The 13,804-nt window shown below is 44.7% G+C and carries 16 protein-coding genes and 5 pseudogenes; 10 read left to right on the top strand and 11 right to left on the bottom strand.

Translation table 11 applies throughout. From position 1 onward, the window contains the following. The first annotated feature begins 101 nt into the window (after positions 1-101). The 5 genes and pseudogenes from RS881_RS17675 to RS881_RS59590 all read left to right on the top strand — a co-directional run bounded on the left by RS881_RS17675 (position 102) and on the right by RS881_RS59590 (position 2,576). Entirely contained in the window at positions 102-425 is a 324-nt protein-coding gene (locus tag RS881_RS17675) for an ArsR/SmtB family transcription factor (protein WP_315822273.1), read from the top strand. A gap of 6 nt (positions 426-431) precedes the next feature. Next, entirely contained in the window at positions 432-896 is a 465-nt protein-coding gene (locus tag RS881_RS17670; protein ID WP_315822272.1) for an SRPBCC domain-containing protein, read from the top strand. Positions 897-918: 22 nt separating this feature from the next. Further along, positions 919-1,497 (top strand): YdeI/OmpD-associated family protein, encoded by a 579-nt coding sequence (locus tag RS881_RS17665; protein ID WP_315822271.1) that lies wholly within the window; start codon positions 919-921, stop codon positions 1,495-1,497. 82 nt (positions 1,498-1,579) lie between these two features. Next, complete coding sequence (locus RS881_RS17660) at positions 1,580-1,918, top strand: DoxX family protein (protein ID WP_315822270.1); 339 nt, start codon at positions 1,580-1,582, stop codon at positions 1,916-1,918. A 95-nt stretch (positions 1,919-2,013) separates the two neighbouring features. Then, positions 2,014-2,576 (top strand): annotated as a pseudogene (locus RS881_RS59590) (DUF4256 domain-containing protein). A gap of 24 nt (positions 2,577-2,600) precedes the next feature. On the opposite strand, the gene RS881_RS17645 reads toward RS881_RS59590, so the two are convergent. Then, on the bottom strand, positions 2,601-3,494 hold the full coding sequence (locus RS881_RS17645) for a helix-turn-helix transcriptional regulator (protein WP_315822268.1): 894 nt from the start codon (positions 3,492-3,494) through the stop codon (positions 2,601-2,603). 118 nt (positions 3,495-3,612) lie between these two features. Between RS881_RS17645 and RS881_RS17640 the strand changes: the two genes are divergently transcribed. The 5 genes and pseudogenes from RS881_RS17640 (at position 3,613) to RS881_RS17620 (ending at position 7,373) form a co-directional block, all read left to right on the top strand. Further along, entirely contained in the window at positions 3,613-4,332 is a 720-nt protein-coding gene (locus RS881_RS17640; protein ID WP_315822267.1) for a class I SAM-dependent methyltransferase, read from the top strand. 159 nt (positions 4,333-4,491) lie between these two features. Next, positions 4,492-5,270 (top strand): annotated as a pseudogene (locus RS881_RS62280) (glycoside hydrolase family 78 protein). Continuing rightward, on the top strand, positions 5,168-6,529 hold the full coding sequence (locus RS881_RS17630) for a family 78 glycoside hydrolase catalytic domain (RefSeq protein ID WP_315822265.1): 1,362 nt from the start codon (positions 5,168-5,170) through the stop codon (positions 6,527-6,529). The pseudogene RS881_RS62280 and the gene RS881_RS17630 overlap by 103 nt, the downstream one beginning before the upstream one ends. Beyond that, entirely contained in the window at positions 6,442-7,173 is a 732-nt protein-coding gene (locus RS881_RS17625) for an alpha-L-rhamnosidase-related protein (protein WP_315824523.1), read from the top strand. Before RS881_RS17630 ends, RS881_RS17625 begins: the two co-directional genes overlap by 88 nt. Beyond that, positions 7,059-7,373, top strand: a complete 315-nt coding sequence (locus RS881_RS17620; RefSeq protein ID WP_315824522.1) for an alpha-L-rhamnosidase C-terminal domain-containing protein — start codon at positions 7,059-7,061, stop codon at positions 7,371-7,373. The genes RS881_RS17625 and RS881_RS17620 overlap by 115 nt, the downstream gene beginning before the upstream one ends. Positions 7,374-7,752: 379 nt before the next feature. Here RS881_RS17620 and RS881_RS17615 read toward each other — a convergent pair whose 3' ends face one another. The 10 genes and pseudogenes from RS881_RS17615 to RS881_RS17575 all read right to left on the bottom strand — a co-directional run bounded on the left by RS881_RS17615 (position 7,753) and on the right by RS881_RS17575 (position 13,786). Next, positions 7,753-8,229 carry an MFS transporter gene (locus RS881_RS17615; protein ID WP_315822264.1) on the bottom strand — a complete coding sequence of 159 codons (477 nt, stop codon included), beginning with the start codon at positions 8,227-8,229 and terminating at the stop codon, positions 7,753-7,755. 16 nt (positions 8,230-8,245) lie between these two features. Then, positions 8,246-8,866 carry a hypothetical protein gene (locus tag RS881_RS17610; protein WP_315822263.1) on the bottom strand — a complete coding sequence of 207 codons (621 nt, stop codon included), beginning with the start codon at positions 8,864-8,866 and terminating at the stop codon, positions 8,246-8,248. Between the two features lie 82 nt (positions 8,867-8,948). Next, positions 8,949-9,068, bottom strand: a pseudogene (locus tag RS881_RS59585) (transposase); the annotation flags it as partial. A 63-nt stretch (positions 9,069-9,131) separates the two neighbouring features. Beyond that, on the bottom strand, positions 9,132-9,278 hold the full coding sequence (locus RS881_RS17605) for a transposase domain-containing protein (protein ID WP_315824521.1): 147 nt from the start codon (positions 9,276-9,278) through the stop codon (positions 9,132-9,134). Then, a pseudogene (tnpC, locus tag RS881_RS17600) lies at positions 9,279-10,660 on the bottom strand (IS66 family transposase); the annotation flags it as partial. Positions 10,661-10,892: 232 nt separating this feature from the next. After that, a pseudogene (gene tnpB, locus RS881_RS59580) lies at positions 10,893-11,275 on the bottom strand (IS66 family insertion sequence element accessory protein TnpB). Between the two features lie 3 nt (positions 11,276-11,278). Further along, entirely contained in the window at positions 11,279-11,596 is a 318-nt protein-coding gene (gene tnpA, locus RS881_RS17590) for an IS66 family insertion sequence element accessory protein TnpA (RefSeq protein ID WP_315814461.1), read from the bottom strand. 530 nt (positions 11,597-12,126) lie between these two features. Continuing rightward, complete coding sequence (locus RS881_RS17585) at positions 12,127-12,849, bottom strand: hypothetical protein (RefSeq protein WP_315822262.1); 723 nt, start codon at positions 12,847-12,849, stop codon at positions 12,127-12,129. 47 nt (positions 12,850-12,896) lie between these two features. Further along, positions 12,897-13,340: a hypothetical protein gene (locus RS881_RS17580; RefSeq protein ID WP_315822261.1), complete on the bottom strand. Its 444-nt coding sequence runs from the start codon at positions 13,338-13,340 to the stop codon at positions 12,897-12,899. Further along, positions 13,313-13,786 (bottom strand): SWIM zinc finger family protein, encoded by a 474-nt coding sequence (locus RS881_RS17575; protein WP_315822260.1) that lies wholly within the window; start codon positions 13,784-13,786, stop codon positions 13,313-13,315. Before RS881_RS17575 ends, RS881_RS17580 begins: the two co-directional genes overlap by 28 nt. Positions 13,787-13,804 lie beyond the last annotated feature (18 nt).

Raw genomic sequence — 13,804 nt, 5'->3', positions numbered from 1 at the left:
TTTTTTTTGATACCTGCCTCCTAACCAACTTCTTGTAGCCCCAAAAATAAATTTGAGTAGTTAAATAACTACACATATATTTGTAGTCAAATAACTACACAATGAACCTACGACGAGACGTTTTCCAAGCCATTGCCGAACCCACCAGAAGGGCCATCCTCCTGTTGGTAGCCGCCCAGGCCATGACAGCTGGGGCAATAGCTTCCTACTTCGACACCGCCAGGCCAACAGTTTCCAAACACCTGCAAATCCTCACAGAATGCGAATTGCTCGAACAAAAGCAAACCGGAAGAGAGATCCACTACTACATCAACGCCAAAAAAATGAAAGAAGTAGCCGACTTTATAGAACCCTTTCGCCTTATGTGGGACGACCGGTTTACTAAACTGGAGTCCATCATGAAACAATACAAGAACAAACAATGACCTGACATGAAACAAAAAACAAACATAGACGCCGAAAACGGCAAACAGGATTTAGTCATCACCCGGGAATTTGATTTGCCTGTAGAACTACTCTTCAAGGCTTATATAGAGGCTGAAATTGTTGAGCAATGGATGAACACCAAAGTACTTAAACTTGAAAACAGAAAACATGGCGGTTACCAGTTCGAAACAACCGATCCTATGGGTAACAAACACCTGTTCAATGGAGTGATCCATGAATTTACACCGCACCAGAAGATCACCAGGACCTTTGAAATGGAAAACACCCCATTCCCCGTTCAACTGGAATTTCTGGAATTTGAAAAACTGACCGACGATACCAGCAAACTCACCATGCACATCGTGTACAAATCACCCGAACACCGTGACCAAATTTTGCAGATGCCCTTCGCCAAAGGCATCAATATGGCACACAACAGGTTGCAGGATGTCACCAGTAAACTAAAATAATACACCCCAAAAACCAGCCATCATGAATCCCAAAGTCGATTTCTTTTTCATCAAAGCCTCCAAATGGCAGAAGGAATATGAGCACCTAAGGTCCATCATGCTCGATTGCCAGTTAACCGAAGAGCTAAAGTGGGGCGTTCCCTGCTACACTTTCCAAAAACGCAATATTGTTTTAATCCACGGATTTAAAGATTACTGCGCCATATTGTTTATGAAAGGCGCCCTGTTGCATGATCCCAGTGGTATCCTGATCCAACAAACGAAAAACGTGCAGGTTGCCCGCCAGATCCGCTTCACCAACGTCAAAGAAATTGTAAAACTCAAAACCATCCTGAAAGCTTATATTTATGAAGCCATCGAAGTAGAAAAGATCGGCGTCCAGCCAATCTTAAAGAAGAGCTCCGAATTTGAGGTCTGCGAGGAATTTCAAACCAAACTGAAGAAGACCCCCGGCCTGAAAAAAGCCTTTGAGGCACTGACGCCAGGGCGGCAAAGAGGATACCTCCTGCACTTTTCTTCAGCCAAATTACCCAAAACCCGCGTAGCCAGGGTTGAAAAATACATCCCCAAAATTCTCACCGGAAAGGGATTGGAGGATTGATTCTCTCGTAGGATCCCCCTTTTATATCCATTTTTCCTTTCCCTTCAATATTTTCTTTCCCACCCACTCAAATAAATCAACAATGGAAACACTCAACAACACAGCAGCAAAAAGAAATAAGATCATTTATTGGATCGCAACCATCTGGTTGGCTTTGGGCATGACCGCCACCGGCATTGTACAACTACTCCACCAAAAATCAGAAGTAGAAAACATGCAACTCTTAGGATATCCCCTTTATTTGCTTACCTTAATAGGTATATGGAAAATATTGGGAGTAATCACATTGTTCGTCCCCAAACTCCCTTTACTGAAGGAATGGGCCTATGCAGGCTTTTTCTTTAGCATGTCCGGCGCTATATTTTCACATATTGCTGCAGGTAATACCTTCAGTAAGGTAGCACCTCCCTGTTATTGTTGATCCTTTCCGTAATATCCTGGTACTTCAGACCGGCCAGTAAAAAAGCAATACTGGCTACCCAACAATAAGTACCCACCTTCTAAACTGACACACACATGAGCAACAATAAGAAACTGTCTGCAGAAGAACAAGATGAACTTCTCAAAACACTGAAGACCCGTTTTGAGAAAAACAGGTCTCGCCATAACGGCCTTGAATGGGCCAAACTACAAACAAAACTGGAAGCCAATCCCGGCAAATTATGGTCACTCCATCAAATGGAATTGTCAGGCGGAGAGCCCGATGTAGTGGGCCATGATAAAATGACCGGTGAATACCTCTTTTATGATTGCTCCCCGAAACACCCAAAGAACGAAGAAACGTTTGTTACGACCGTGAAGCCCTGGATTCCAGGAAAGAACATAAACCGGCAGACAGCGCCATGGATTTGGCAGCAGCTATGGGTATTGAACTATTAACCGAAGTAGAATACCGCGACCTACAGAAATTAGGAAAATTCGATACCAAAACATCCAGTTGGATAGTAACACCTGCTGATATCAGGGAACAAGGTGGCGCGCTCTTTGCCGACTATCGCTACGGCCATGTATTCGTGTACCACAATGGAGCCCAATCATATTATGCTGTCAGGGGATTCCGAGGCTCACTAAAAGTTTGACCCTTGCGCCTCTACCCCTCATTTTTAGGTATGTTCATCCCTGTAACGATCCTTTTGTTTAACCGAAGAGGGCGCTAGTCCAAAACGTTTTTTAAATGAACGGCTGAAGTGCGAAACACTTTCGAAACCACTACCAAAGCTGGCTTCACCGATCGTTTTTCCCTTATCCCTTAAGAGCCCCATCGCATGATTCAACCTTTCCTCCAACAACCATTTCCCGGGTGTAGTCCCATATATTTTTCGAAAATCCCGTTTGAAGGTAGCCAAACTCCTATTGCTTAATTGCGCAAATTCCCTCAACTTCAGATTAAAGAGGTAATTCTCGCCCATTACCCGCTTCAGCCAAACATGTTGTGGCTCATGCATTAGTGAGCAGAAATACGATACCAATTCATGATTCTGCGGGTTGTCTGCAATCGTCAGGATCAGCTCCTTAAATTTCAGCTCCAGCAATGAACGATCAGGCTCATGCGTTTCAGCAAAATATGACGAGACCGAAAGAAAAAAGGCAGCCAATGTATCACTCCTATCCAACAACATCACCGGTTGGTATTGGCGCAATTCCTTGCTCAGCGGCTTCGTTCTCGTCCTTAACGTATTACAAATGAAATCATCAGGAATAAAAAACAAAACAACACAAAACCCCTGCTCCAAAAAACTCTCAAATATCCAGGCCCCTTTTCTTACAAACACACAAGTACCTTTACCTATATCATAGGCTTTGTCCGCTGTATGCCAGATCTTTCTTCCCTCAATCACGTAAAATAAATAGTTATACTGACTCCAAAGACTGGCAAACCTCGACTTCATAAGCCTTGCCTCAAGCGGACAATTAAATACAGTGATCAGCGAATCGCTGCAATTGAATTGACGATAATAATTGGGGTGCTGCAGCACACTTTCGTAGAAATTTACCATACTGAATCGTCATCCAATTTACAAAAAAATAGCGGAATGAGCTTTTTAGACATAAATATGAGCTGTTGGGTAAAATCAAGCCCACACCAATATAGTAGCTTTGTTTAAAACAATGAAGATGAACCCAAATAAACAACTCTGGGAAAAAGGCGACTTTACCCGCATTGCAGAAACCATGCGCGAAAGTGGCGCAGTACTGATTGCTAAACTCGGAATTACCAATGACATGAAAGTACTGGACCTTGGTTGCGGAGATGGCACCACAGCCATACCTGCCGCTCAATTAGGTGCCCACGTGACAGGTGTTGATATTGCCGAAAACCTGGTGGCTGCCGGCAATAGCCGGGCAAAAATAGCAGGCCTTACCAATTGCACCTTTCAGCAAGGAGATGCCACTGATTTAAATGCCTTGAAGGATCAAAGCTTCGATCTCATTATCAGCATTTTTGGGGCCATGTTCGCACCCAAACCTTTCGAGGTAGCCAGCGAAATGGTCCGCGTTACTCGCCCCGGTGGACGCATTGTCATGGGCAATTGGATCCCGGGAGATCCTACACTCGTAGCACAAATATTAAAGATCAGCGCTTCCTACACCCCGCCACCACCAGAAGGGTTTGTGAGTCCCATGTTATGGGGTGTGGAACAACAGGTCATCGAACGTTTTGCCAAAGCAAGTATACCACCTCAAAACATCTCCTTCAAAAGAGAGACCTATACCTTTCAGGCCTCCTTCCCACCTTCAGAACTCGTAAATAGGTTCAGAACTTTCTATGGCCCTACCATGAACGCTTTTGAAGCAGCAGAAAAAAAATGGCAAGGCCGCCGACCTTCAGCATGAATTAGAGACCTTATTTACCAGTCAAAATATAAGTAACAGCGCCAATAGCACCGCTATCCCGGCCACCTTCCTGCAGGTAACCGTATCATTGTAGGAAGATTCCCTCCTATAAAAGGCAGCTCCAACGGGCTGCCTCTTTGTTTTTATGCCCGTGAACCGATGTCCCGATCCCACCGCAGGACGCGGCAGGATGGTAAACCCTTCAACCTCCTGTATATTCGGCATCAATGTTTTGCGGAGTTAAATGTAGACTGCATCTGTTATTTGACCCGCCTTTTTATTAACAGAATTAATTCGCATGCTAAATCTTGCTACATGAAAAGACTGCTTTTGCTATTTGCAGCCATGCCTGCCCTTATGACTATGGCCCAGGTACAAGTACAAAACCTCACCACAGAAAATCTTGTCAACCCCATTGGCCTCGACATTACCCAACCCCGCTTTAGCTGGCAACTTCTTTCCACAAAACGCAACGTGATGCAAACGGCTTATGAACTAAAAGTAGCCACCAACCCTGCCATCAAAGGCAAAGACACCTGGACTACCGGCAAGATCAATTCCGACCTGTCTGTCCTCATTCCTTATGCCGGCGCCCCCTTCAATCCGGCACACGTTATTACTGGCAGGTACGCGTATGGGATAACCAGGGCAATGCCTCTGCCTGGAGTGCCCCGCCTGGTGGCAAACAGCCCTGCTCCATCCTTCTGATTGGAAAGCCAGCTGGATCACACCCGGTTTTGATGAAGACGCACAAAGAGCCTCTCCCCTGTTTCGCAAAGAATTCACCAACCATAAGAAGATCAGAACAGCCACTGCCTATATCACCGCACATGGTATGTACGAAGCACAGATCAATGGAAAAAGGGTCGGCGACGCCTACCTCACCCCCGGCTGGACCAGCTACAACAAACGCCTCCAATACCAGGTATATGATGTAACCGACCTGCTGCAACAAGGCAGCAACGCCATCGGTGTTACCCTGGGCAACGGATGGTACCGTAGCTACCTCGCATGGAGTAATGCCAGGAATCATTACGGCTCAGACATTGCCCTACTGCTTCAATTGGATATTACCTATACCGACGGCACTACCCAATCCATTCTCTCCGATGAAAGCTGGAAGTCTTCCACCGGCGCTATCCGTTATTCCGAAATATACCATGGCGAAACCATCGATGCCCGCGAAGAAAAGAAAGGCTGGGCCACCGCCGGTTACGATGATAGATTCTGGACCCATGTGCTCAAAACAAATGCGTCTAAATCTGTATTGATTGCAACTTATAATGAGCCCGTCAAAAAACATGAAACTTTTAAACCCCTCCGCATTTTCAAAACACCCAAAGGTGAGCAAGTGGTCGACTTCGGTCAAAACCTCGTAGGTTGGGTCGTAATTAAAGCACAAGGTAAAAGCGGAGATAAGATCACCTTGTCACATGCCGAGGTGATGGACAAATCCGGCAACTTTTATATCGATAACCTGAGAGCCGCCAAAGCACAGAATAATTACATTTTAAGCGGAGAAGGCACAGAGACCTTTGAGCCACATTTCACCTGGCAGGGCTTTCGCTACATGAAAGTAGAAGGATACCCGGGAGAACTAAAACCGGAAAACCTGACCGCTGTAGCCCTCTATTCCGATATGAAGCCCACCGGCACTTTCACTTCCTCCAATCCCTTGCTCAATCAATTACAACACAATATCGAATGGGGACTCAAAGGTAATTTCCTCGACGTACCCACCGACTGTCCACAAAGAGATGAACGACTTGGCTGGACTGGCGATGCCCAGGCCTTCTCCCGCACGGCATCTTTCTTACAAGGCGTTGACAACTTCTTCGACAAATGGATGAAAGATGTAGCTGCTGACCAATTGCCCACTGGCAGCATACCCCATGTAATACCCAATGTGCTCGGCAACCAGGGAGGCAGCGCCGGCTGGGCCGATGTATCTACCATCATTCCCTGGAATATGTACCTGGCCTATGGAGACAAACAGATCCTCGACCAGCAATACCCCTCCATGAAAAAATGGGTGGATTACATGACCAGCCAAAGCACCAGTAACTTGTGGAACAAAGGGGGCATTTTGGCGACTGGCTTTTTTACAGCATCAATAACGACCTCGATGGCAGATCAGCCGTTACCGACAAATACCTCATCGCACAATGCTTTTATGCATATTCCACCCAGTTGCTGATCAAAGCCGCCACCCTGTTGGGTAAGAACGAGGAGGCAGCAACCTATACAGCCTTGCTCAATAAAATAAAAGAAGCCTTCCTGAATGAGTATACCACACCCAATGGAGGTACCACCAGCAATACCCAAACCTCTTATGTTTTGGCCCTGCAATTCGACATATTGCCCGAAGCACAAAGACAGCTGGCGGCCGACAGGTTGGTGAAGAACATCAAACAATACGGTAACCACCTCTCAACCGGCTTCCTGGGTACCCCTTACCTCTGTCATGTGCTCAGCCGGTTTGGACATACCGAAATGGCCTACACCCTCCTCCTGCAGGAAACCTATCCCTCCTGGTTATACCCTGTAAAAATGGGCGCCACCACCATATGGGAACGCTGGGATGGTATGAAACCCGACAGCACCTTCCAAACACCTACCATGAACTCTTTCAACCACTACGCTTATGGAGCCATTGGCGATTGGATGTACCGTGTAATGGTAGGAATTGATACCGAAGAAGATCGACCGGGCTATAAAAGATCACCATCAGGCCCCATATCGGGCAGAAGATCACACAAGCCGCCGCCACCTACCAAACACGATACGGCAAACTGTCGGCAGGCTGGAAAACAGAGAACGGTAAACTATTATTGGATGTAGAGATCCCGGCCAATACGACAGCCACCATCTACATTCCCTCCACCGGCACGGCCATCACGGAAAATGACAGTCCATTGTCCGCCTCCGCAGGCTTGCAGGTAGCAGGTACAGAAAAGGAATATGTAGTGGTAAAAGCAGGTTCCGGAACCTACCGGTTCAGCGCACCCTGGAAACCAGCACAGCCCAATACCGGCAACTGACGGTATAAGCATATACAACTTCCGGGGAGTGGTAGTTTTACGAAAACAACGCCTTGTGCCGCTCTCCCCAATCCCTTAATTGAAAGATAACAGGCAATAGTTCGTTGCCAATGGGGTTAAGTTCATATTCCCCAGCGAGTTCACCGTCTCCTTTGAAATAACCTTCCATTACATACAGGCCGATTACAGGCCCTGTTTGCTTATTATACACTGAAACACCGAGCCACCCCCGAAAGAATCGAACAGAGCCCAACTGCTTATCTCTTGTTTGCCGGGGCCCTGCAATAAATACGTCGCTAGCTACTACTCTGCTTCAGTGTTGATTTCACCGCATCCGTTAAGTCCAATTCCCGGCTTTTGAAGTAATGCCTGCCAACATTTATACAGCCACCTGCCCCACCGCTTTTTCTTTCGGTCCAAATATCAGAAAACTCACCAGCGCCAACGCACATATCCCTATACCGCCAAATAGCATCACCCAACTAAATCCTTGTACCAATGCTGCATGCCCTATAGCCCCTGGCACATCCGTTGTAGAAAGCCCCGCTGCTATCTTTTCTGCTGCCGTATGTAACTGCAAAGGCCCAACCGTTCCCCGCAACGCATTTTCCAAATAAGCATAAATGCCTTCCACCAGTATAAATCCCATCAGCGTAATATTGACCGCTAACGTGATCAACCGCGCACTCATATCAATGCCCGAAGCCATACCTGCCCGGTCTGGAGTAACCGCCCCAGTGGTCGTATTCGTAACTGGTGTATTCGTAAGACTCAAACCCGTACCCGCCAACAATGAACCCGGCAGCATCGTTAACCAACTCGCATCCGGTACTATACTGCCGTAACCCATCAGCAAAAACCAACCCCGATCATCAACAATCCCGAAGGAATAATAATTCGCGGCTGGTAACGGAGCGCCAGCCGTTCTGCCAACGGAGGCACCACCAGCGTAGCAGGTGATCTTCAAAGCAAACACCATCATTGGTTGTCGGGTGAACGCTGATACCGGTAATGAACTGCTCTTCACTGCCAGCCATTATATTGTAGGCAGGGAGAACCTCCACTTTGTTTTTCATCATCATGGCGCTGGCATCAGGGTCTGTTTTGTTGTAGCCACTGCGCTTGCCGGCTTTGGTGATCTGATTGGTGTACTTGTCTATTTTATGTTCAGCCGCCTTTAGCTTCTTTTTCAGTGTCATTGCCTTGCGACGCTTTCTTTTGGCTGTAGCTGTGCGGATCGTATCATTCAAATCTGCTACTTTAGCTGCAATGGCTTCCCGTGTAATAGAGGACCCATTTCCATGCTCTTCCAGATCTGCTGTACCGTAAGTTGTTTGTTCCTGCCTGTTCAACTCATCAATCTGCTTAAACAGATCCCGACATTTTTCTACACTTTTTAATCCATAGCGTTCTGCATTCTTCTTCCATACCATCTTGTGCTGGTTGGCATCGGCCCGTAAGGTCGTGCCATCGCAGAAGTAGTTCTCCAGCAATGTATTGGTGCGCTACCAGGAACTCAAGCATCTCCTTAAACAGCTGCTCTATGACCTCTTTGGCCTTGCTGCTACGGAAATTATTGATGGTCCGGAAGTCAGGCCGGCTCATACCACTGAGCCACATAAAATGTATATCCTGACTGAGCGCTTTGGCTATTTTACGACCCGTGTAGATCTTGACGCTGTAAGCATACAACAATACTTTTAGCGTGTGTCTCCGAGTAGCCTAAAAAATCGTATTGTTTAGTTGCCTAATTTTGCTTTAAGCCGTAGTGATGGCTTGTGTTTTTTTCCACTGGTGGGGTAAGAGTTTCCTGAGTTGCCCGGTAGTCATCTCGTTGATGTTATGACTAAGCACTTCGCGGAGCCACTCATAAGGGTTTACGGTATTAAGTTTGCAGGTAACCAGCAGCGAGTATAAGAGGCCTGCTCTTTTGGCCGCTTCATGCGAGCCACAGAACAGGTAGTTTTTGCGTCCGACAGCCAGGTTTTTCATACAGCGCTCTATGGGATTATTATCAATATGCAAATGATTAGTAGAGGCATAGAGACTTAAGCCGTCCCAGCGTTTGATGCTGTAAGCTATAGCCTGTGCTATAGGGCTTTTCGGTTTTAGCTTTACATACTCCTGCTTCATCCACTCTCCCAGTTCTTTTAAAATAGGCACAGATTGTTCTGTCCGCCGCACTTTGATCTGGTCCGGGTTGAGCTGCTCTTCTCTACATTGCTCCTCGATCTTATAAAGCTTCGCTATCTCGGTCAAAGCATATTCTGCCCGAACTTTATCATTGCCTTTCGCCTCATAAAAATGACGGCGGGCATGGGCCATACAAAAGAACACATGTATTCCTTTGATGTCCAACTCTTCATAGACATCATAACCATCTACCTGCAAGTGACCCTTAAAATGTTGTAAGATATGTTTGGCTGCCAATGTATCCCTCCCCGATGATAATCAAAGTAGATCAGTTGCCCGTTATGCGTTAAGTACGTCCAGTAATACCCCTGGTGGGTATCTTTCTTCTTATTCCTGTCCAGAACCTGTATGGTTGTTTCATCACCATGCCAATAATCATATTGGTACATCTCATGCAGGTGCAGATGGCCCAGTGGCGCTACCACGTTCGCAACCTGCCGTACCCAATCGGTAATGGTTGAATAAGCAATGGTGACATTACTTCTCTTGAAGCAGTCCAACTGACGATTCAGCGGTTTATGATCTATAAACTTATCTATAATGATCTGTGCTAACAACTCCGGCGTGGCAATGCTCTTAGACAAGGCTTGCTCTGGAAGATGCGCCTGCACTATACGATGCTGATCAGGCCGTTCTGCTACAGAGCATTTATACTGAGGGATAATAGTACGTTGGAGAAATATTTCTCCCGGCTTCCAGCCAAGCTGTTCCTTTACTTCTTCTCCCACCTTCTCGCATCCGCTCACATCTTCCGGAGGCTCTATCACGGTCTCTTCCACCCGTAGATGATCCGGAAAGGCATTGGCTAACCCGTTTTCCCGTTGAACCTGTTTTTGCTTTACGTAACTTATCTTTTGAACATCAGCAAGGTTGGTTGCTTTATACCCCTGCTCAAAGGAAAGGCCTAATTCCTGCTGTTGCTGTAAAGGGGAAGGAACAAACTTCTCAGTCTTAAAACCACCCAGTAACTTCGTTAGTTGATACAATTGATATTGAAGCTGCGTTACCTGATCGCGTAATTCTTTATTGCTTTGTAATAGCTCCTGGTTGTTTTGTGGTAATTGTCCATTATTTTGTTGCTGTAGTTGCAGCATTGGAAGCAGTTGCTCATAGAGCGCTTTGTAATCTATATTTTCTGCTGCTGCTGACATTATACAAAGATAGCCCGGCTATGCATTTAAGCTATATCGTATAACCGAAAGTTATACAGCCGATGCGTGGATAAACCCGCATTCAAAAATGATTTTAAAAACAGCACCAAAAATGTGGATAACCCGGCCTGTTTTTCTTAAAATAAAAAACGTTGCCATTTTTTCGATGGCAACGTCAAATATATTCAACCCATGATCCATAAGGATTACATCGTACCGATGTACCGCTTTCGAAAAACGCTTTCTTCAAAGAAACGCCCTGTAAGATCATACTTAATTGTTTAGCCGTAATACTACTGTGAGTGCCTTCCATAATACCTGCCGGTAACTCAAAGGTACCTTCCTCTAATCGCTTATAGTATAAGCTAAAACCATCCCCTTCCCATTCTAACGCCTTCAGGTGCGTTTGCCGTTTGTTCAAAAGATAAATACATCACCCGTCTGAATTTCCATTCCCAGTTCGTTGGTAACAAGCCCGCTCAAACCGTCAAAACTCTTCCTTACATCCGCCCACTTATGATACAACCAGTAATGGGTGCCGTTGTTGATCTGTAACATAAGTTAACTGATTAAAGCTTTTAAAAAACTCACAGATGGCTCCCGGTAAAAACGGATGCCCCGGTATTCCGCAAAGAGATCCTGGGAAATGGAAACCTCTTGCTGCCCTGTCACTGTTAGCAAAGTGAAACTACTTTGATTCTCCATCGGCTTATCTTCCAACCGGGCGTGATATTTCTTCTGCCAGTAGTGATATGTACCAGGTGAAAGATCATACAACTCACAAAAATCTTTTACTGTCATCGAACTGGCTTCATGTTCAGCTATCAACGCGAACATTTTTTGCTCCTTCGATAAGCCACTTGATTGCTTTTGTTCCATACGTTTACATTTTTGATAAGCCCAAAAAGTAAACTTTTTATAATATCTTAATTTTTAGCTACTCGGAGGTACACATTTTAGCAGCATCCGGGGATGGTAGGAACTGGTGCCGCCACCCTGGTACAAGTTAATTAAGTCACTGATATCCATTGACTCTACGACTTCGTTGACCACCCGCACAAGGTACTTTGCTTCAATTAATTCCTCAAGAGATGGTGGCAGTAATAAAGATTGTTGCTGATTGTATTGCTTAAATATTACGGAAGTCTTTACTTTAGCCATTGTAATTTTTGAGTGTGGTAACTTAAAATTACAATGCAGCCCTTACTTCTTTAAACAAACTGACCTTTTGGGTCAGCCCCTCTTGTTACTTTTTGGTAGTACCATTTACCGAAGTGGAGTCCGCCGGCAGATTGTCGAACCAATTAAAGGAATTTCTTAAGCGTATAGCTACTGTAAGGCAATTGATAGATAAATTCAAGCGCATATAACAGCCCTTGATGTATGTGTTGTAAATCGGGGCAGAAGGATTATTTTATTTTATCCAGTTCCTCAATCATAGCCGGGCGCCTCGGATATTTTTGTTTTAAACTCTTTGCCAGGACAATAATTTTAGGTTTTGCAGCGGGAATATCCTTGATTACCATTTTCATTTTACCGGCTAATTCACCATATTCGCTGCGGCTGTTGCACTTGTCGGCCCTGTGTTCAAATGCCTGAAGATACATTTCTATCAATTCTCCCGGATAATCCCTGGAAAGATATTTATGATATTCCAATATAGCGTACAGATCGGCTTCCTTTTGAACCAACGCCAACAGCCTGTCCCAATATTTTTCCTGGATGTAAACAGGAGCTATAACTCTTAATAACGGTGGATTTGCGGAAGGGTTCCACATCTTCTTTCTATTTTTTTCATGATCCCTTGTTATTTCGTTAATTGTTTGCTCAATGTGTTGTTCAATAACATTTTTCCATTCAGTTACTGTAAATGTTTGTTTCCACTGGTTATAATACGATTCATTGAACCATCTATCGAAAGCAAACAGTTTGGTATAATACCGAATGATCGCCATGTCTTTTTCCAACACAGCAATGCGTAATAATTGTTCCTGCCATTGTGCAACCGTACCAAGATGTTCTTTCTTTTTAGCTATTTTAATGCCTCCTGTAATTAATATTTTGGCTTTCCCAAAATCCTTTCGGTTAATGGCCTTGCTTACTTCTTTCATCCGAACTTCAACAATATCCAAATTTTGATGAACAAGCTTTTCGGCTTCTGCTGATTTTCCTATTGCCTTTAAAAATCAATTTTTTGCTTCCTATAGAAGTCTTTTCGGTAATCGGTATAAGAGCCCGTAACGTTGTCAATCCTACCCTCAAGGAATTGTAAAAATTGTTCTGGTTTGCCAAGCTCAATAGCCAGGCTTTGATAAATACCTAATAGTTCATAGCCAAAATCACCATAATCGAAATAAATAGCATTACTTAGCTCGCCTTGCATGAAATTAAACACCTGCTCCTTCAATTCATTGGCGACATCATCTGCGTCAGTAATGGCTTCTATCAATTGAACAATACCGCTGATTGTTGTGCCGATGTTCCCAGCAGAATCATCACAAGCTGTAATTACTTCCATCATCTGCTTCAAAAGCGGTTTTACCAGTGCAAAAGCATCTTTGAAATTTTTCTTTTTTAGAAGTTCTTCTCCTGTATCTACAAGTTCATCAATTTCCCGCGACAAACTAAAAGCGGATCTATAGTCAACAAAACCATGATCGGCATATTTTCGGATAATTTTTGGATTAATTCTGAATACTTTTTGCTTATATCGATACGCTCGTCCTTCTCAGCAAAATGCAGCTCAAATGCGGCCCTAAAATCTTTGTTCTTTAAGGCATAGGCTGCAACAAATTGTTGTAGCTCATTCAGCCCGATCTTTTTCAACAAGTCGTTGAATACTATCTTTTTGTTAGGTGCAGCAGGTGAAGCATTCATTAATTCTTCTTTGATAGAAAAAAGTGCAGCCACTACATGTTTGCAGACTATACCTTCGAACGGACAGGTACAGGAATAATCCTTGATTTCTCTCTTTTTATTAAGAAGTGTGATTTCAACTGAATATCTTTCCGACCCTTCTACTTCGGCCTGCCATAAATTATCATCTGATTCTTCCAGTTCTATTACCATTCCCTGCTCGTAATAATT

The sequence above is a fragment of the Paraflavitalea speifideaquila genome, assembly GCF_032395985.1.
GTDB lineage: Bacteria > Bacteroidota > Bacteroidia > Chitinophagales > Chitinophagaceae > Paraflavitalea > Paraflavitalea speifideaquila.
Note: the sequence above shows the minus strand (reverse complement) of the source record. Positions and strands in the feature narration are given on the sequence as shown.

Excerpts from the sequence above, each read along its gene's own strand:
- RS881_RS17675 (WP_315822273.1), top strand. The coding sequence starts at position 102 with ATGAACCTACGACGAGACGTTTTCCAAGCCATTGCCGAACCCACCAGA.
- RS881_RS17670 (WP_315822272.1), top strand. The coding sequence starts at position 432 with ATGAAACAAAAAACAAACATAGACGCCGAAAACGGCAAACAGGATTTA.
- RS881_RS17665 (WP_315822271.1), top strand. The coding sequence starts at position 919 with ATGAATCCCAAAGTCGATTTCTTTTTCATCAAAGCCTCCAAATGGCAG.
- RS881_RS17660 (WP_315822270.1), top strand. The coding sequence starts at position 1,580 with ATGGAAACACTCAACAACACAGCAGCAAAAAGAAATAAGATCATTTAT.
- RS881_RS17645 (WP_315822268.1), bottom strand. The coding sequence starts at position 3,494 with ATGGTAAATTTCTACGAAAGTGTGCTGCAGCACCCCAATTATTATCGT.
- RS881_RS17640 (WP_315822267.1), top strand. The coding sequence starts at position 3,613 with ATGAACCCAAATAAACAACTCTGGGAAAAAGGCGACTTTACCCGCATT.
- RS881_RS17630 (WP_315822265.1), top strand. The coding sequence starts at position 5,168 with ATGTACGAAGCACAGATCAATGGAAAAAGGGTCGGCGACGCCTACCTC.
- tnpA (WP_315814461.1), bottom strand. The coding sequence starts at position 11,596 with ATGGAACAAAAGCAATCAAGTGGCTTATCGAAGGAGCAAAAAATGTTC.
- RS881_RS17575 (WP_315822260.1), bottom strand. The coding sequence starts at position 13,786 with ATGGTAATAGAACTGGAAGAATCAGATGATAATTTATGGCAGGCCGAA.